Origin of the sequence: Amycolatopsis sp. CA-128772 (assembly GCF_002904295.1) — a bacterium.
Classification (GTDB): domain Bacteria; phylum Actinomycetota; class Actinomycetes; order Mycobacteriales; family Pseudonocardiaceae; genus Amycolatopsis.
Genome location: NZ_PPHG01000052.1, coordinates 113,001 through 130,630 on the forward strand (window position 1 = coordinate 113,001; position 17,630 = coordinate 130,630).

13 protein-coding genes are annotated in these 17,630 nt (G+C 72.4%); 4 read left to right on the plus strand and 9 right to left on the minus strand.

The features are described 5' to 3' along the window. Positions 1-60: 60 nt before the first annotated feature. Entirely contained in the window at positions 61-2,754 is a 2,694-nt protein-coding gene (locus C2L59_RS18860) for an AAA family ATPase (RefSeq protein ID WP_103350806.1), read from the minus strand. A gap of 135 nt (positions 2,755-2,889) precedes the next feature. On the opposite strand from C2L59_RS18860, the gene C2L59_RS18865 reads away from it, so the two are divergent. Together C2L59_RS18865 and C2L59_RS18870 are read left to right on the plus strand one after the other, a co-directional pair. Beyond that, positions 2,890-4,392, plus strand: a complete 1,503-nt coding sequence (locus tag C2L59_RS18865; protein ID WP_103350807.1) for a tannase/feruloyl esterase family alpha/beta hydrolase — start codon at positions 2,890-2,892, stop codon at positions 4,390-4,392. Between the two features lie 79 nt (positions 4,393-4,471). Beyond that, positions 4,472-5,536 (plus strand): aldo/keto reductase, encoded by a 1,065-nt coding sequence (locus tag C2L59_RS18870; protein WP_103350808.1) that lies wholly within the window; start codon positions 4,472-4,474, stop codon positions 5,534-5,536. On the opposite strand, the gene C2L59_RS18875 is transcribed toward C2L59_RS18870, so the two are convergent. The 3 genes from C2L59_RS18875 to C2L59_RS18885 are packed head-to-tail and all read right to left on the minus strand — an operon-like array spanning position 5,537 to position 8,552. Further along, positions 5,537-6,745, minus strand: a complete 1,209-nt coding sequence (locus C2L59_RS18875; RefSeq protein ID WP_103350809.1) for an amidohydrolase family protein — start codon at positions 6,743-6,745, stop codon at positions 5,537-5,539. Then, positions 6,742-7,164, minus strand: coding sequence for a GAF domain-containing protein (locus tag C2L59_RS18880; protein WP_103350810.1), 423 nt, complete (start codon positions 7,162-7,164; stop codon positions 6,742-6,744). Before C2L59_RS18880 ends, C2L59_RS18875 begins: the two co-directional genes overlap by 4 nt. Next, positions 7,161-8,552, minus strand: coding sequence for an MFS transporter (locus C2L59_RS18885; protein ID WP_103350811.1), 1,392 nt, complete (start codon positions 8,550-8,552; stop codon positions 7,161-7,163). The genes C2L59_RS18880 and C2L59_RS18885 overlap by 4 nt, the downstream gene beginning before the upstream one ends. A gap of 116 nt (positions 8,553-8,668) precedes the next feature. Here C2L59_RS18885 and C2L59_RS18890 point away from each other — a divergent pair, with 116 nt between their 5' ends. Beyond that, positions 8,669-9,547 (plus strand): MurR/RpiR family transcriptional regulator, encoded by an 879-nt coding sequence (locus C2L59_RS18890; RefSeq protein WP_103350812.1) that lies wholly within the window; start codon positions 8,669-8,671, stop codon positions 9,545-9,547. A gap of 59 nt (positions 9,548-9,606) precedes the next feature. Here C2L59_RS18890 and C2L59_RS18895 read toward each other — a convergent pair whose 3' ends face one another. Further along, positions 9,607-10,332, minus strand: coding sequence for an ANTAR domain-containing response regulator (locus tag C2L59_RS18895; RefSeq protein ID WP_199199144.1), 726 nt, complete (start codon positions 10,330-10,332; stop codon positions 9,607-9,609). Positions 10,333-10,508: 176 nt separating this feature from the next. Between C2L59_RS18895 and C2L59_RS18900 the strand changes: the two genes are divergently transcribed. Continuing rightward, complete coding sequence (locus C2L59_RS18900; RefSeq protein ID WP_103350814.1) at positions 10,509-10,844, plus strand: DUF3140 domain-containing protein; 336 nt, start codon at positions 10,509-10,511, stop codon at positions 10,842-10,844. A gap of 95 nt (positions 10,845-10,939) precedes the next feature. Here C2L59_RS18900 and C2L59_RS18905 read toward each other — a convergent pair whose 3' ends face one another. The 4 genes from C2L59_RS18905 to C2L59_RS18920 all read right to left on the minus strand — a co-directional run bounded on the left by C2L59_RS18905 (position 10,940) and on the right by C2L59_RS18920 (position 17,594). Continuing rightward, positions 10,940-12,883, minus strand: coding sequence for a glycoside hydrolase (locus C2L59_RS18905; protein ID WP_233223568.1), 1,944 nt, complete (start codon positions 12,881-12,883; stop codon positions 10,940-10,942). Positions 12,884-12,959: 76 nt separating this feature from the next. Then, complete coding sequence (locus C2L59_RS18910) at positions 12,960-14,714, minus strand: beta-galactosidase family protein (protein ID WP_103350816.1); 1,755 nt, start codon at positions 14,712-14,714, stop codon at positions 12,960-12,962. Continuing rightward, a complete protein-coding gene (locus tag C2L59_RS18915) occupies positions 14,707-16,251 on the minus strand; it encodes an alpha-N-arabinofuranosidase (protein WP_103350817.1) in 1,545 nt (514 codons plus the stop codon). Before C2L59_RS18915 ends, C2L59_RS18910 begins: the two co-directional genes overlap by 8 nt. Then, positions 16,248-17,594 (minus strand): sugar ABC transporter substrate-binding protein, encoded by a 1,347-nt coding sequence (locus tag C2L59_RS18920; protein ID WP_103350818.1) that lies wholly within the window; start codon positions 17,592-17,594, stop codon positions 16,248-16,250. The genes C2L59_RS18915 and C2L59_RS18920 overlap by 4 nt, the downstream gene beginning before the upstream one ends. Positions 17,595-17,630 lie beyond the last annotated feature (36 nt).

Below are 17,630 nucleotides of genomic sequence, written 5' to 3' on the forward strand. Positions count from 1 at the left end.
CACCACGTTAGGAGCGGTTCGGTTACCTTCGCGCCCGTCGGGTGACGCAGCCGGTGTACGTCACCCTTCGAGGCTCTTCAGCGTCCCGGCGAGGTCGGCGCGGGAGCTCACGCCCAGCTTGGGGAAGATCCGGTGCAGGTGGGTGCCGACGGTCCGGTGCGAAAGGTACAGCCGCTGCCCGATCTCCCGGTTCGTCAGCCCTTCCGCGGCCAGCTGCGCGATGCTCAGCTCGTGCGGGGTGAGCTTGTCGCGGGCGTCCGGGCCGCGGTTCGGGCTCGACTCGCCCGCGCTGCGCAGCTCGCGGCGGGCCCGCTCGGCCCAGGCCGTCATGCCCAGCGCGTCGAAGGTCTTGCGGGCGGTGCGCAGGTGCGTCCGCGATTCGACGACCCGCCGCTGCCGCCGCAGCCACTCGCCGAACGCGAGGTGGACGCGGCCGCGTTCGGCGGGCCAGCCGGCGAGGTCCGCGTGCAGGGCTTCGGCGAACAGCTCGTCGCTCGGGTCGAGCACGGCCCGCGCGTACCGCAGGCCGATGCGCAGCGCGGGCGACGGCGTGTCCGGGCGGTCCAGTTCGGCGAGGATGTCCCGCAGTTCCCCGGTCCGCCCGGCCCGGACCGCGGCCTCGGTGAGTTCCGCGACGAAGTACGCGCGCAACGCCAGCTGGTAGGCGGGGTCGGCCGGGTCGAGCAGCCGGCGCAGGTCGGCGAAGGCGTCCTCGAACCGGCCTTCGCCGAGGCCGGTCAGCCCGCGGGTGAGCTGGACGGTGGCCAGCACCGGCCGGGCGCCGGCGGCGAGCCCGGCGCGTTCGGCCTCGTCGGCGAGGGTTTTCGCCTGCTTGTGGTCGCCGCGCAGGGCGGCGATTTCGGCTTGCACCGCGGTGGCGAGCCCGGCCATGAACGGCTGGCCGGTCTCGCGGGCGAACCGGACGGCTTCCGCGGCGGCGGGCACCGCGCCGGCGAGGTCGCCGAGCCGCACGCGGCTCCACGCCAGGACGGCCAGCGCCCGCGGCAGCAGCCCGAGCCGGCCCTGGGCCCGCAGCCCGGGCGCCGCGGCGGCGGAGAACCGGGCGGCGAGGTCGAAGGCGCCGACCTGCAGGGCGGCGCTGCCCAGGTACCGGTCGACCTCGGGGTCGGCGCCGGTCCGGGCGACCAGCTCGCGAAGGTGCCCGAGGACGGCCGCCCCGCGTTCGAAGGGGGCGACGTACGCGGTGACGGCGACGATCCGCGGGTCGCCGTCCGGGACGGGCAGCCGATCGGCGACTTCCAGCAGGTCTTTCCTCGCTTGTGTGCCGGGTTCGGTCCAGAAGCAGCGCATGGCGGCGCTCCAGAGGATCCGCAGGGCGGCGTCGTGCTGCCCGTCGGCGGCGACGGAGGCGGCGGTCCGGGCCAGTTCGGCGACGCGGGCGGGATCTTCGCGGACGCCGTCTTCGAACTCGCTGAGCAGCCGCCCGGCGGTGGCCCGCCGCCGCGGATCGGCGGGATCGGCGGCGCGCACGAGCCGCTCGGCGGTTTCGCGCCGCCCGGACTCGACGGCCAGTTCGGCGGCCAGCAGCAGCCGGTCGGTCCGGGCTCCGGCATCGGGACTCAGCCGGGCGGCCTGTTCGAGCGCGGCGACGGCGGCGGCCGCCCCACCGCGGTAGCGGGCGCGTTCGGCGGCGCGCTCGAGTTCCGCGGCCACGGCCTCGTCGGGCCCGGCGGTGGCGGCGGCCTGGTGCCAGGCGCGCCGATCGGGCTGGTCGCGCAGGGCTTCGACGAGGGCGAGGTGCGCGTTCCGCCGGTCGAGCGGGGTCGCGGAGGCGGGAATGGCGGACCGCATGAGGGGGTGCCGGAAGGTGACAGCCCCGGCGGAGAGCTCGACCAGCCGAGCCTCGACGGCGGGCGCGAGACTTTCCGGCTCGACGACCGTCTCCAGCAGGGCACCCGTCGCCGCCAGGGTCTCCGTCACCGAGGTCGTCTCGTTCAGCGCCGCCACCAGCAGTGCCGTCCGGGTCACCTCGGGCAGCAGCGCCACCCGGCCCGTGAACGTCCGCTCCAGCCGCTCCGTCAGCGGCAGCACCGGGTCCACGCCGTCGAGGTCCGCCACCGCCGCGGGCAGCTCCGTCAACGCCAGCGGGAGCCCCGCCGCCTCCGCCAGCAGCCTCGTCCGGACCGCCGGCGCCAGCCGGGGCGCGACCGCATCCAGCAGCGCGGCCGCCGCGTCCGGCGGGAGGCGGTCCAGCACCATCGACGCGAGACCCGCGTCGGCCAGCGGGGACTCGAACCCCTCACGCAGGGTCGCGACCAGGACGATCGGCTCGGTCTCGATCCGCCGGGCCACGAACGCCAGTACGTCCGCGCTCGCCCGGTCCAGCCAGTGCGCGTCCTCCGCCACCAGCAGCAGGGGCCTGGCCGCCGCCACGTCGGCCAGCAGGGTCAGCGCCGCCAGCCCGACCAGGTACGGGCCCGGCTCGGCCCCCGAGGCCAGGCCCAGCGCCGTCCGCAGGGCGTCGCGCTGCGGTCCGGGGAGCTCCGCCACCCCCGCCCGGACCGGGTACAGCAGCTGGTGCAGCCCGGCGTAGGGCAGGTTCCGCTCCGCCTCGGCGCCGGTCGTGCGCAGCACCCGCAGCCCCGCCACCGAAGCCGCCTCGGCCGCCGAAGCCACCAGCGCGGACTTGCCGATGCCCGCCTCGCCGCGGATGACGACGCCGCTGCGGTCCTCCGGGCCGTCGACGAGCTCGCCCAGCTCCTTCAGCTCGGTGTCCCGCCCGCTCAGCGCCATGGAAACGACCTTACCCAACACTGTTTCCGCAGCTCACGGCCCAGTGACGTACACCGGCAGCGTCATCCGACGGGCGCCGGGCCGCGGGCGCCGCCCCTACGGTTCCCCCGCCATGTCCAGCGACCGGAGAGACCGATGAAACGCCTCCTTCTCGCCGCCGCCGTGCCGCTCCTGCTGACCACCGTCACGCAGCCGGCCGCCTCGGCAGCAACCCCCACCCCGTGCGCCGCCGTCGCGGTGCCCGCCCCGCCCGGCGCGCACCTCGAATCGGTGCAGGCCACGCTCCAGCCGTCGTACTGCCTGATCACCGTCACGCTCACCCACACCGGCAAGGACCACGTCAAGGTCGCCGTGGCCCTGCCCGACACCGGGTGGAACGGCCGGCTCCAAGCGCTCGGCGGCAGCGCCTACGCCGCCGGCAACTTCGACGCGCTCCCCGCGGCGGTCAAGGACGGCTACGCGGCCGTGACGACCGACGCGGGCGTCTCCCGGGACGGCCTCGACACGTCCTGGGCGCTCAAGGACGGCCACGTCGACCAGACCCTGCTGACCAACTTCGCCACCCGGTCGGTGCACGAAGAAGCCGTCCTCGGCAAGGCCGTCACGCAGCGGTACTACCAGCGCCCGATTTCCTACTCCTACTGGACCGGCTGCTCGACCGGCGGCCGCCAGGGCTACTCCGAGGCGCAGAAGTACCCGCAGGACTTCGACGGCGTCCTGGCCAACGCCCCCGCCGTCGACTGGACGCAGTTCGCGGTCGCCACGCTGTGGCCGCAGGTCGTCATGAACCAGAGCCACGACTTCCCCAGCCCCTGCGTCCTCACGGCGTTCCGCCAGGCCGCGGTCCAGGCGTGCGACGCGCGGGACGGCGTCGCCAACGGGATCGTCGACCGGCCCGACGAATGCGGCTACGACCCGCGCAGCCTCGTCGGGACGAAGCTGGTCTGCGACGGCCACGAGGTCACCGTGACGGCCGCGGACGCCGAGGTCGTGCGCAAGATCTGGGCCGGCCCGACCGACGAGCGCGGCCGCAAGCTGTGGTCCGGGCTGCCGAAGGGCGCGGACTTCACCTGGCTGGCCGGCACCCAACCCGGCCCCGACGGCACGCTCATCGCGCCGGGCTTCCCGGTCGCGGTGAAGTGGGTGCAGTCGTTCCTGGAGAAGCAGGCGGACTTCGACACCTCGAAGCTCACCTACGCGCAGTTCACGAGCCTGTTCCGCCAGTCGGTGCGGGAGTACGACGACGTCATCGGCACGTCCGACCCGGACCTCTCGGCGTTCCGCCGCGCCGGCGGCAAGCTGATCACCTTCGTCGGCGCGAACGACCAGCTGATCCCGCCGGGCGGCACGCTTTCCTACCGCACGCAGGTGGAGCGCACGATGGGTGGCCCGCAGCGGGTCAACGACTTCTACCGGCTGTTCCTCGCCCCGGGTGTCGAGCACTGCTTCGGCGGTGGCGGCCCGGAGCCGACGAACGCACTGGGCGCCCTGGTCGACTGGGTCGAGCACGGCAAGGCGCCGGCCACCCTGGCGGCGGCGTCCGCGGACGGCAAAACGCGCGACCTGTGCCCGCTCCCGCGGGTTTCGCGCTACACCGGCGGCGACCCGGCCACGGCGTCGAGCTACCGCTGCCGCTAGGCCCCGGTCCGCGAGCGCCCTCCCGAGGCGCTCGCGGACTGGACTTGCGGGTCCAAAATTCGCTCGGCACGCTGAGGTCATGGCACTCGACCAGTACTACCTCCTCGGCCGCTCCGGGCTGCGCGTCAGCCGGCTCGCCCTCGGCACCATGAACTTCGGCACCGGCGGTTTCCACGCCGCCTACGGGAAAAGCGAAGCCGAAGCCCGCCCGATCTTCCGGAAGTACCTCGACGAGGGCGGCAACTTCGTCGACACCGCGGACTTCTACACCGCAGGCGAGAGCGAGACGATCCTCGGCAAGCTCATCGCCGAGACGGGCTCCCGCGACCGGCTCGTGCTCACCACCAAGTTCACCAACAGCGTCGACCCCGCCGATCCCAACGCGGGCGGCAACGGGCGCAAGCACATGATCCGCGCCCTCGAAGCGTCCCTGCGGCGCCTCGGCACCGACCACGTCGACGTCTTCCTGCTGCACACCTGGGACCGGATCACGCCGGTCGAAGAGGTCGTGCGCACGTTCGACGACCTCGTCCGCGCGGGCAAGATCCGCTACCCCGGCCTGTCCGACGTCCCGAGCTGGTACGCGGCCCGCGCGCAGACCCTCACCGAGGCGCACGCGCTGGCGCCGATGGTCACCCTGCAGCTGCCGTATTCGCTGGTGCAGCGGGAAATCGAGACCGAGCACGTCCCCATGGGCCAGGCCCTCGGCCTCGGCGTCACGGCCTGGAGCCCCCTGGCGGGCGGCTTCCTGACCGGCAAGTACCGCGACGGCGGCGGGGGCCGGCTCAGCGACGCCCCGACCTGGACCGACCGCGAACGGCAGCTGCTCAAGCCCCTGGAGGAGGTCGCCGGCACGCTCGGCGTGACGATGGCCCAGGTGGCGGTCAACTGGGTGGCCACCCAGCCGGGCATCGCGGCGGCGATCGTCGGCGCCAGCAGCGCGGACCAGCTCGGGAAGAGCATGGCCGCGCTGGACTTCGAGCTCCCGGCCGAGCTGCGCACCCTGCTCGACGAGGCGAGCGCGGTCCCGCCGGCTTCGGTGTACCGGATGTTCACCCCGGCCTACCAGAACTGGATCGTCAGCCCGGGCCTGAAGATCGGCGACAAGCCGGCGGGGTACGCGCCCGCGGTGCGGAACTGGTAGTCAGCCGGAGACCACCTCGCCACCCTGGACGACGTGGCGGAACTTCCCCGGCTCGGCCAGGACGCCGATGTCCGCCAGCGGATCGCCGTCCACCACCAGCAGGTCCGCGTGCGCGCCCACGGCCAGGGTGCCGATCTCGCCGGTGAGGTCCAGCAGCTCCGCCGCCGTCGACGTCGCCGAGCGGAGCACCTCCAGCGGGGACTGGACTTCGCCGCGCAGGCGGAACTCGTGGTTCTGGTGCCGGTGCATGCCGCCGAGCAGGTCCGTGCCGTAGACCAGCTTGACGCCGCCGCGGGCCGCGCGGTCCAGGGCCGCCAAGCCCGCCCCCAGGACCTCGTCGACCTTGCGCCAGCTGGATTCCGGCAGGCCGTGCTCGCGGCCTTCCTCCTTCAGGGCCCAGTACGTGACGAGGGTCGGCACCAGGAACGCGTCGTGCTCCCGGAACAGCTCGACGCTGCGGTCATCGAGGAGGTTGCCGTGTTCGATCGACCGGACGCCCACCTCCAGCGCCCGGTTGACGGCGCGGGCGGTGTAGGCGTGCGCGGCGACGTACCGGTTGGCCGCCTCGGCCTCCTCGACGATCGCCCGCAGTTCTCCGGCCGAGTACTGCGTCGAGTCGATGCGGTCGGTCGGGGACGCCACGCCGCCGGAGGCCATCACCTTGATGTGGTGGGCGCCCTTGCGGAGCTCGTCGCGGGCCGCGGCGCGAACGGCGTCCACGCCGTCGGCCACCCGGCCGAGTCCGGCGCAGCACGGGTGGTCGTCCTTCACCTGAGTGCCGCGGGTGCGGCTGTCGCCGTGGCCGCCGGTCTGGCTCAGCGCGCGGCCGCAGAACAGCAGGCGCGGGCCGCGGAAGAGCCCCTCCGCCTGGGCGTCGGCCAGGCCGTAGTCGGCACCGGAGGCGTCCCGGACCGTGGTGAACCCGCGGTCGAGCATCCGGCTCATCGTGCGGGCGGCGTGCGCGGCCACGTAGGACGGGGACGACGACGGCAGCGAGCCCAGGTCCGCGGTCGACGCCGTGACGTGCACGTGCGCGTCGACCAGGCCGGGCAGCACGACCGCGCCCCGCACGTCCAGCGCCGGCCCGTCGCCCGCGCTCAGGCCGGGTCCCACCTCGGCGATCCGGCCGTCCGCGCACCGGAGGTCGCCCTCGGTGTATTCGCCGGAAAGCGGGTCGAGCAGGCGGGCGTTGCGCAGCAGCAGGTTCACTGTTCCTCCTTGAGCGCCGGCACGGCCAGCGGGGCGAGAAGTTCGGCCCTACGCACGGAATCCTCGTCGTAGGCGCCTTCCGCGTCGAGGATGTTGAGCACCCCGAGCGTCCGGCCGTCCGCGACGACGGGCACGTTGATGATCGAGCCGCAGCCGAGGGATCCGATCAGCTCGTGGTCGGCGAAAATCTCCCGCACCGCGGCGCGATCAGGGCCGAAGTACGGCTCCTGCGCGGTGACGCACTTCTCGAGCCAGCCCGCCGCGACCTCGACGGTCTTCTCGCCGCCCACCGGGTATTCGGCCGGGTGACTGCTGTGCACGCGGCGCAGTGCCCGGCGTTCCGGGATCCACGCGAGGACGGTGAACAACCGCACGCCCAGCTCGGCGCGCACCCGTTCTTCCACAAGGGACAAACTCACTTCGTCATCTCCTTCGCGGCCGCCACCGGGGCGCCGTGTTCGGTCAGTTCCTCCAGCGAACGGCCCGCGGTCGACAGGCCGAAGACGAGGACGCAGAGCACCCCGGCCGCCAGCACCGCCGTCGTCAGCCCGAAGACGCCGGCGAACCCGAGGCTCGCCGCGGACAGGCCGATGATCGTCGGCGCGAGGATGCTGCCGACCCGGCCGAACGCGCTGGACAGGCCGGTGCCGCTGGCCCGGATCCAGGTCGGGAACACCTCTGGCGTGTAGGAGTACACCCCGGCGTAGGTGCCGTTGAGGAAGAAGGACAGCACCGCCCCGGCGAGCGTGATCGACCACGGCGCGCTCGTCTGGCTCAGCCAGAACGCGCTCACCGCCGAGCCGGCCAGGTAGAGGGCGATGGTGTGCTTGCGGTCCAGCCGTTCGGACAGCCACGCGGCCGAGAAGTACCCGGGCACCTGGGCCAGGTAGATGATGATCGAGAACTCGAAGCTCTTGGTCACCGTGATGCCGCGTTCGACGAGCAGCGTCGGGATCCACGAGAAGAAGCCGTAGTAAGAGAAGGTGATCACGAACCAGACGGTCCAGATCACCGCCGTCCGGCGCCGCATCGCCGGGCTCCACAGGAACTTCAGCGCGCTGAACAGGTTGACCTTCGGCGTCTCGGTCGCGGGCTGCGCGTCCGCGGGCGGCACCGGCGGCAGGACGGTGCCGGTGGCCTTCTCGACGTCGCGTTCCAGCTTCGCGACGACGTTCTCGGCTTCGGCGACCCGGCCGTGGGCGAGCAGGAACCGCGGCGACTCGGGCAGCGACCGGCGCCACCACAGCAGCATCACGATCGGCAGCGCGGTGACCAGCTGCGCGACCCGCCAGCCCTCGGCGAAGGACGGCACGACGAACCGCCCGATCAGCGCGGCCGCGACGAAGCCGAAGGAGAAGAACCCGGCGAGCGCGCCGACGAACCAGCCGCGCCGCCTGGCCGGGACGAACTCGGACAGGAAGGGCGCGATGATCGCGCTTTCGGCGCCGGCGCCGGTCCCGGCCAGCACGCGGGCGCCAAGGAAGACTTCGTAGTTCGGGGAGAAGGACGCGATGACGGAGAACACGGCGTAGAAGGCCAGCGCGTACATCATGACCTTCTTGCGGCCGATCCGGTCGCCGAGCAGGCCGGCGGCGATCGCGCCGAAGAGGAAGCCGAACGGCGTCGCCGAGCCGATCAGGCCGAGCTGGCCGTTGTCGAGGTGCCAGGCGGCCTTGGCGCTGGGCAGCAGGAACGCGACGACGGCCGAGTCCATGCCGTCGAAGGTGTAGCCGAGGCCGCCGATGAACAGCAGTTTGTGGTGGGGCCGGCTCAGCGGGAGCCGATCCAGTCGGGCCAGCAGCGTCATGGGGAACGCCTTCCTTCGGGGAGTGCCGACAACATAAACTGCAGTTCGACAAAACTGCAACGTTCGTTGCAAAACTCGTTGGGTTACGGTTCAGGCAACTCGAGGGGAGGCCACTGGTGGCGGAGACCGACGACGGTTTCGAGGCCTGGCTGCGCGACCGGCTGCCCGAGCGCGGCCTGCGGCCGAAGTCGGCGGCGGTGCTGGAGGTGCTGGTGTCCCAGCCGCGGCGGGCATCGTTCGGTTCGACGGCCGAGCTGGCGCAGCTGGCCGGCGTCAACGTGGCGACGGTGACGCGCACGGCCCAGGCCCTGGGCTTCGCGGGCTGGCCGGCCCTGCAGCAGGAGCTGCGGGCGCGGTACATGTCGTCGCTGAGCGCCCCGCAGGTCGCGGAGGAGCACCGCGGCGTCGACTCACCGGGCTCGGCGTCCCTGCGCCGCGACCTGGACGGCCTCGCCCTGCTGAACCGCCGGTTCGACGAGGAGGTGCTGCGCGAGGTGGCCCGCGCGATCGCGGCGGCCCGCCGGACGGTGGTGATCGCCGACGGGAGCTACGCGGCGGTGGGCATCGCGATGGCCCACAACGCGCGCCTGGCGGGCTACGACGTCCACGCGGTGACGGCGGGCGACGCGGAGCTGGCGAACCAGACGGCGAAGCTGACCTCGGACGACGTGCTGGTGGCGATCAGTTTCTGGCGCCTGTACGAGAGCACGGTCCTGGCGGCGAACGAGGCCAGGGCCCGCGGAGCGCGGGTGTTCGCGATCACGGACGCGGCCAGCCCGGCGCTGGCCGGCGCGGCGGACCACGTGCTGATGGTGCCGGCGGAGGGCGTGACGTTCTTCCCGTCGTTGACCGCGGGCATGGCGCTGGTCCAGGCGATCGTGGCCCAGCTGGCGGCGGTGGACCCGAGCCGGACGAGCGACTCGATCGAGGCGGCGGAGGCGATGTGGTCGCGCTTCGACCTGCTGCACCGGCGGCCGAGCACGAAGTCCGGGTGACCCGCGGCGGGCGGCCCGGCCGGTCACGGGCGCGGCCGAGCCCCCGTGACCGGACCCGTTCAGGGCCGGCCCGCGCCCCCGTCCGCCGAGCTCATCCGCTTCGTGAACCGGGCCGCGACATCGCGCAGCTTGACGTTCGTGTGCTGGGACTCCACGATCAGGCGCTGCATCGCCGCGTCCTCGGTCACCCGGTGGATCAGCATCAGCATGCCCTTGGCCTGCTCGATCACCGCCCGGGTTTCCATCGCGTTGTGCAGCTCGTCCGCCAGCCTGCGGGCTTCGCGGTAGCGGCGCGTCAGCCGCAGGACCGTCTCCACGCACAACGTGAACAGGCGCAACACCTTCGTGTCGAACTCGTGGTAGCCGTGCGTCTCGAAGCCGAACAGCGTGATCGCGCCGACCAGGGTGTCGTCCACCCGCAGTGGAACCGCCAGGTAGCTGCCCACGCCGAGTTCCTTGGCCGCGGCCACGAACTCGGGCCACTGGTCGCCCGTTTCGGCGACCGCCACCCGGACCACCTCACCCGTCAGGGCCGCGAGCAGGCCGGGACCGTCGGCCGCCGCGTACTGGACGTCGTCGATGCGGCGGGCGCGCTCGTCGGTGAAGGCCGCCGTCTGGGTCACGCCGTCGCGGACCACCATGATGCTGGCCAGGTCCGCGTCCGGGACCACCCGGACCGCCTCGCCGCAGACCGCGTCGAGCAGACCCGGTGTGTCGGACATCGATTCGAGCACCCCGACGAGATCGGCCAGCACGGCGTTCAGCTCGTCGACCCGCTCTGCCATGCCGTCGCCAGTGGTCGGCAAGGCCCACCCCTCCCATGCGTCAAGCGGCGAGCACGGGGAATGAGCTCGCCAGCAGCGTCAACCGAGACCACCGCTGGCGTTTCAACGGGTCCGCGGGAATTCTACCGGCCGGGGGCGGCCCGTTTGCCGTCGGCCGCGCCGGGTAGCCGCAGAAGATGAGCGATCCGGCCGTTGATGACGAACTGTGGGCGGAGTTCCACCGTGTGGTGAACATGACGTCGCGGGAGCTGGAGGAGTGGCTGCGCACGCGCGACGCCGGCCCGGAGACCGAGCCGCTGCCCGACGAGGCCGGTCCGCCGACGGGCAGCCAGGTGCTGGCCATCCTGCGCAAGCGCAGGTCCGACGTGGACCGACACGACGCGGACGTGATGCGCAAGGTCGTCGACCGGGTGCACTCGGAACGCCGCGACGACCTGGAGCCGACGGCCGGCGAGGCCCATTGGCGCCACCGCCTGATGTCGATCGGCCACGACCCGCTGAAACCCGCCTGACCAGAGCGCCCCAATGTGGCGTTCGGTGCGTCCGACGCACCGAACGCCACATTGGGTGCGTCGGACGCAATTAACGCCACATTGGGGCGTCCGGGTCAGCCGGCGATGGCCTGCCAGCGCTGGTTGGGCCCGTTGGTCGGCTTGTACAGGCCGATCCGGGCGCCGTCCTCACGCGACTCGCTGGTGACGTCGAGGAGCTGGCCGCTCGCCACGTTGACGAATGTCCAGGTGCCGTCCCCGGTGGTGGAGAACGTCCATTCCGCCGCCGGGTCGCACGCACCCGCCGCGGCCAGCGTCACCGCGCCGCCCGCCGTGCTGAGCACCTGGCCGGTCCCGCTGTTGGTGATGGTGAACCGGTCGCGGTTGCCGTAGCGGCCCGTGCGGTCGGTCAGCGTCCAGCGCTGCGCCGCCTCCGACGCGTCGGTCGTGCGCTGGACCAGCGAGCCGTTCTCCGCCGACAGCGACTTGCCGCTCTGCACCCCGGTGAAGGTGACCGGCTTGCCCGAGCCGAGGCCCGTGCCGGCCGCCGTCGCGGAGACGCCGTCGACGAGGAAGCTCGTCACCGACCGCGCCGGCACCCGCAGCGTCGCCTGGCCCGCGTTCACCCGCACCGGCTTGCCCCGCTTCAGGGCCCCGGTGACGTCGGTGACCACCGGCGTCACCGAAGCGCCGGGCCGGACGTTCCGGAAGCCGGAAAGGTCCAGCGTGACGTCCTGGTCGTCGGTGCCCGCGTTGGTGTGCACGACCGTCGCCAGGTCCTCGCCGCGCATCGCGGCCGTCGACGCGGTGTCGTTCACCCCGACCAGCCGGTCACCCGGCCGGATGTAGTGGGTGAAGTTGCGCATCGTGTCGAACTTGGTGTTCGTCCTGACCTGGCAGGTGGCCAGGGTGGCGTTCTCCGGGCAGTCGAACGGGACCTGGATCTCGCCCCAGTTCATCCCGGCCGCGGACTCGCCGCCCGGCTTCATGTTGTCGTAGTCCTCGATCGGCTGCCAGCTGACCCACGCGCTCGGTTCCAGGAGCCGCAGGTCGTCGGTGATCTGCTTGGCCATGCCGAGGCCGGGGTCCATGTCGGTGAAGTCCTGGCGGTCCAGCCAGCTGCCGCCGACCTCGCTCATCCACAACGGCTTGCCCGCGCCCTTGGCCAGGTCACGCGGGACCGGCCGGTTGCCGGTGCCGTAGGTGTGCACGTTGAGCCGGCCCGCCGCCGCGCGGGCGTCGGCCGACCAGCCGCTCCAGTCCGCGGCGAAGATGTCCGGGTTGGTCTCGTCGGGCGCGGAGACGATCGCCCGCGAGCCGGCCGCCTTCAGCGCCGAGGCCATCGCCGGGATCAGCTGCGACTGGACCAACGGCCCGATGTGCGCGCCTTCCTGGCGCCCGCCGGTCGGGAGCTCGCCGGCACCGAGCGTGGTCTTCCAGTAGTTCGTGTTGGGCTCGTTCATCGGGTTCACCGACGCGAACTTGATGCCGTGCGCCTTTTCGAGGGTCCGCACGACCTGCGTCAGGTACGCGGTGAAGTCACCGATCTTGTCGGCGCGCAGCTGCTCGTCGGTGGCGGTGAACCCGCCCGAGACGTACCCGGACACGGTCTGGAAGTACGGCGGCGAGTTGCTGAACGCCTCCCACTTCGTCACGCGGTTCTTGATCTTGTCGACCCACCACCGCTGGTTCGGGTCGGCCTTCGGGTCGAACTCGGCCGCGTTGCCCGGCGTCCACCAGTCCTTGTCGGCGCGGGTGGTGCCGGCCGGCGCTTTCCACCAGCCCGGCACCGCGGCGCCCGCGCGCAGGTACGCCGGGACGTCGGGGGCGTTGCCGCCGCCGACGTTGAACCGGGCGATGTTCAGGTTCAGCCCGTCCGGGCCGAAGACCAGGTCCGCCAGTCTGTTCCGGACGGCGTCGGGGTAGCCGCCGGTCGCCTCGGCCATCCACGCCAGGCTCGCGCCCCAGCCGTCGAACGGCTGCTGCCGGTAGGTCGGGTCCGGCTTCACCGTGACCGCGGTGGCCGCCTCAGCCGGCGCGGCCGCCAGGCCGGTCGCCACAATCGGTACACAAAGGACGGTGAGCAAACGCCGCAGGTTCATCGTCGAACTGCCCTTCGGTGCGGTGGGGACTGGTTCAGGCCTCGGTGTGGCCGAGCAGCGGCCGCGGCACGAACCGGGCCGCAGGGTCGAGCATCGCGGCGAGTTCGAGCACGACCAGTTCGTTGGCGCCGGCCCGGACCACCGGGCGCGGCACGAACAGCGTCCGCTGCGGACCGCGCCGCCAGTACCGGCCGAGCGCGAACCCGTTGAGCCACGCGACACCCTTGCCCCACTCCCCCGTGTCGAGGAAGAGGTCGGCGGGCTCGTCGACGTCGATCCGGGCGCGCAGCACCACCGGCCCGGCCACCGCGCCCGCCACCGGCTCCGGCCGCGTCGGCCGCAGCGACGGCAGCGCGGCCAGGTCGAACGGCAGCACATCCCAGCCGGCCAGCGGTTCGCCGTGCAGCGACGCCCCGCCGATGATGCCCTTCGCCTCGCCGATGCGCGGGCCGTAGTCGACGCGGCCCTGGTCCTCGACCAGCACCAGCAGCTCACCGGCCGCGCGCGGCAGCGGGATCGCCCGCTCGTGGTGGTCCCGGCTGAGCGTGCCGACGAGGTCGCCGTCGAAGAACACCGTGGCGCGGTCGCGGACCTCGCCGAAGGTCAGCACGCCCGGCCGCTCGCCCTCGACGGCCGTGCGCAGCAGCGCGAGCTGCGGCATCGGCGTGAGGTCGTCGAACGCGGGCAGTTCCTCGTGGAACTCCCAGGTGCCCCAGCGATCCGGGGCGTCGAGCAGCCGGACGGGGTCGCCCAGCGCACCGGATGGCGTCGGCGCGGGCCGCGCCGGCGGCGGGACCGTGTCGGGCACCTTGTGGTAGCGGGCGATCACGTCGCGGAAGGCGTGGTACTTCGGCGTGGGGTCGCCGGCTTCGTCCAGCGGCGCGTCGTAGTCGTACGAGGTGATCAGCGGCTGGTAGACGCCCTTGTCGTTGGCGCCGCTGGTGAGCCCGAAGTTGGTGCCCCCGTGGAACATGTACAGGTTCACCGAGGCGCCGGCGGCGAGCAGCGCGTCGAGCTCCGCCGCCGAGTCCGCGGCCGGCGTCGTGTGGTGGTGGGCGCCCCAGTGGTCGAACCAGCCGTTCCAGAACTCGCTGCACATCAGCGGCCCGGTCGGCTGGTGCTCCCGCAGGACGGCCAGCCGCGCCTCGGCGCCGGAGCCGAACGACGCCGTCCGGTGCAGCCCGTCGAGGCTGCCCGCCGCCAGCATTTCCGGCGTCGGCTGGTCCACTGTGGTCAGTGGCACGGTGATGCCCGAGTCGCGCGTGTGCTCGGCGAGCGCTTTCAGGTACCGCTTGTCGTCGCCGAACGCGCCGTACTCGTTCTCCACCTGGACCAGCAGCACCGGCCCCCCGCGGTCGATCTGGTGCGGGACGACGACTTCGTACACCTTGGTCAGGTAGTCGCGGACGGCGTCCAGGTACTTCGGCTCGTACCGGCGCACCCCGACCGACGGGTCGCGGAACAGCCACGCCGGCAGCCCGCCGTTGTCCCACTCGGCGCAGATGTACGGGCCGGGCCGCACGATCGCGTACATCCCGGCGTCGGCGACGAGCCGCAGGAAGCGGTCCAGGTCGAGGCCGCCCGACAGGTCGAACACGCCGGGCTCGGGGGCGTGCGCGTTCCACGCCACGTACGTCTCGATGGTGTTGAGGCCCATCCGCCGGGCCTTGTCGATCCGGTCGGCCCACAGGTCCGGGTGCACGCGGAAGTAGTGCAGGGCCCCGGACAGGATGCGGAACGGGCGGCCGTCGAGCAGGAAGTCGTGCTCCCCGATCACGAACTCAGGCATGCGTACCCGCCTGCGGGGTCAGCTGGAGCACGGTCCAGGACAGCGGTGGCAGTGTCACGGTGATGGTGGTCCCCCCGGGATCGGACGTCGCGGTGGCGCCGGGTAGCGGCACCGGCCGGACCGGTTGTGCGTCGGCGGTGTTCACGGTGTGGCGGGTTTCGCCCTCGGGTGTGGTCAGCGTTTCCGCGGCATACACGCCGAACCGGGCGCCACGCAGGCGGATCCGGACCTCGGTCGGTGACGCCGTCGCGCGGTTGGTCAGGAACACCGCGCCCCGCCCGGAGTCCGCCACCGTCGCGGCGACGTCGACGAGGTCGACTTCCCCGTGCTGCGCGGTGCGGAGCCGCTCGCCTTCGACGGACAGGCGCAGGCTCGCGCCGCCGGCCAGCGCGGCGACCTGCCGGAACGGGTGGAACGTCGTCTGCCGCCACGCCGGGCCGCCGGGTTCGGAGCGGATCGGCGCGATGACGTTGACCAGCTGCGCCTGGTTCGCCATGGTGACGCGGTCGACGTTGCGCAGCAGCGCACTCAGCAGCGAGCCGACCACGACCGCGTCGGTGACGGTGTAGGTGTCCTCGATGATCCGCGGGTGCTGCCGCCAGCCGCCCGCGGCGAGCTCCGCCTGGTCGACCTCGTTCCAGCGCCGCAGGTCCCAGACGTTCCACTCGTCGACGCTGATCCCGATCCTCTTGTCCAGGCCCAGCTCGGCGAGGGTTTCGTCGATGACCCCCGCCGTCGTGCGGATGTAGCGGTCCAGCGCGGCGCCGCTCGCGAGGTAGCTGTCGGTGTCGCCGTGCAGCTCCTGGTAGTAGGCGTGCAGCGAGATGTGGTCGACCAGCTCGGCGGTGTGGCGCAGCACCGTGCGTTCCCACGAGCCGAACGTCGGCATGTCCGCGTGCGAACTGCCCGCCACGACCAGCTCGAGGTCCGGGTCGAGCATCCGCATCAGCCGCGCGGTTTCCGCGGCCAGGCGGCCGTACTCGTCGGCCGTCTTGTGGCCGATCTGCCACGGGCCGTCCATCTCGTTGCCCAGGCACCACAGCTTGAAGCCGAACGGGCGGTCGGCGCCGTTGGCGCGCCGCCGCTCGCTCAGTTCCGTGCCGCCGGCGTGGTTGCAGTATTCGAGGACGTCGGCGGCTTCCTGGATGCCGCGGGTGCCGAGGTTGACGGCGTACATCACCTCGGCACCCGCGGCTTCGGCCCACCCGACGAATTCGTGCAGGCCGAAGCGGTTGGATTCGACGCTGTGCCACGCCGGGTCCAGCCGGAGCGGCCGGGTCTCGGCCGGTCCGACGCCGTCTTCCCAGCGGTAGCCGGAGACGAAGTTGCCGCCGGGGTAGCGGATGACGGTCGGCCCGAGTTCCCGGACCAGCTCGAGGACGTCGCCGCGGAAGCCGCGGTTGTCAGCAGTGGGGTGACCGGGCTCGTACAGCCCGGTGTAGACGGACCGGCCCATGTGCTCGACGAACGAGCCGAAGAGGCGACGCGGGACGGGGCCGATGACCTGGCCCGCGTCGCCTTCGATGTCGACGGTCATCCGGCGCTGACCGTGAAGCCCTGCTGGTTGCCGTACTCGACGAGCGCCTGCTGCCAGGCCGCGAGACCGGCGTCGAGCCCGGTGTTGGCGAGGTAGGCCTTGCCGACGGTGTCGCTGTAGATGCTGTTGGCGTAGGTCTGGTACGGCAGGTACGCCCAGCCCGGCGCGACGTCCTTGGACGCCTGGGTCAGCACCTGGTTGACCTTCTGGCCGCCGAAGTACGGCATGGCCTCGTCGACGAACGCGGGCGAGGTCAGGTCGGCCGTGGTGGACGGGAAGCCGCCGCTCTTGATGAACGGCTGGACGCCGCCGCCGTGGTTGAGCCAGCGCACGAAGCCCGCGGCCAGCGCCGGGTTCTTGCTCTGCTTGACCACGGACTGGGCGCTGCCGCCGTTCTCCGCGGTCACCGCCTTCTGCCCGTCGTAGGTCGGCATCGGCGCCACGGCCCACTTGCCGCTGCCCGCGGCCACCGAGGAGATGAAGTTGCCGGGCATCCAGGCGCCGGTGGGCAGGGTCGCGATGGTGCCGTCACCGAGGGCGCGGAACCAGTCGTCGGACCAGCCCGCGATGGGCGAGAGCAGCTTGCCCTCGACCAGCTGGTTCCAGACCGACGTCCACTTCTTGGTGCCCGCGTCGCCCAGGTTGATCTTCACGTTCCGGCCGTCGACGGAGAACGGGTGCCCGCCCGCCTGCCAGATCATGCTCAGCGTGAACCCGGCGTCACCGGTGTCGGCGGTGATGTACTCGGTCGGGTCGGCCGCGTGGATCTTCTTGGCCGCGTCGACGTACTCGGCCCAGGTCTTCGGCACGGCGATGTTGTTCTTGGCGAAGACTTCCTTGTTGTAGAACATCGCCATCGGGCCGGAGTCCTGCGGGAGGCCGTAGAGCCCGTTGCCGTTCTTCACCTGCGCCCACGTCGAGGCGCTGTAGTCCTTCTCGAACGAGCCGAAGCCGTAGGAGTTGAGGTCGGCCAGCGAGTCGGTCAGCGCGAACTGCGGGAGGGCGTAGTACTCGATCTGGGCGACGTCGGGGGCACCCGAGCCGGCCTTGATCGCGTTCTGCAGCTTGGTGTACTCGTCCTTGTTGGTGCCCGCGTTGACGTAGTTGACCTTGACGTTCGGGTATTCCTTCTGGAACGCGGCCACCTGGTCCTTGGCCGACGGCGTCCAGCTCCAGTACGTGATCTCGCCGCCGGCCTTGAGCGCGGCGTCGACGGAGTCCTGGTTGCCGGTGGCGGCGGCGGGCGCGGTGGACGAGCCGCCCCCGGACGAACAGCCGGCCGCGAGCGCGGCGGCCAGCGCGACGGCGGCGAACGCCTTGGCGCGGGTGCGAATTCTTGACATCGGGTGTCCCTTCACGGCGGTGTGACGGCGAGTTCG

Excerpts from the sequence above, each read along its gene's own strand:
- C2L59_RS18860 (WP_103350806.1), bottom strand. The coding sequence starts at position 2,754 with ATGGCGCTGAGCGGGCGGGACACCGAGCTGAAGGAGCTGGGCGAGCTC.
- C2L59_RS18865 (WP_103350807.1), top strand. The coding sequence starts at position 2,890 with ATGAAACGCCTCCTTCTCGCCGCCGCCGTGCCGCTCCTGCTGACCACC.
- C2L59_RS18870 (WP_103350808.1), top strand. The coding sequence starts at position 4,472 with ATGGCACTCGACCAGTACTACCTCCTCGGCCGCTCCGGGCTGCGCGTC.
- C2L59_RS18885 (WP_103350811.1), bottom strand. The coding sequence starts at position 8,552 with ATGACGCTGCTGGCCCGACTGGATCGGCTCCCGCTGAGCCGGCCCCAC.
- C2L59_RS18895 (WP_199199144.1), bottom strand. The coding sequence starts at position 10,332 with ATGGCAGAGCGGGTCGACGAGCTGAACGCCGTGCTGGCCGATCTCGTC.
- C2L59_RS18900 (WP_103350814.1), top strand. The coding sequence starts at position 10,509 with ATGAGCGATCCGGCCGTTGATGACGAACTGTGGGCGGAGTTCCACCGT.
- C2L59_RS18910 (WP_103350816.1), bottom strand. The coding sequence starts at position 14,714 with ATGCCTGAGTTCGTGATCGGGGAGCACGACTTCCTGCTCGACGGCCGC.
- C2L59_RS18915 (WP_103350817.1), bottom strand. The coding sequence starts at position 16,251 with ATGACCGTCGACATCGAAGGCGACGCGGGCCAGGTCATCGGCCCCGTC.
- C2L59_RS18920 (WP_103350818.1), bottom strand. The coding sequence starts at position 17,594 with ATGTCAAGAATTCGCACCCGCGCCAAGGCGTTCGCCGCCGTCGCGCTG.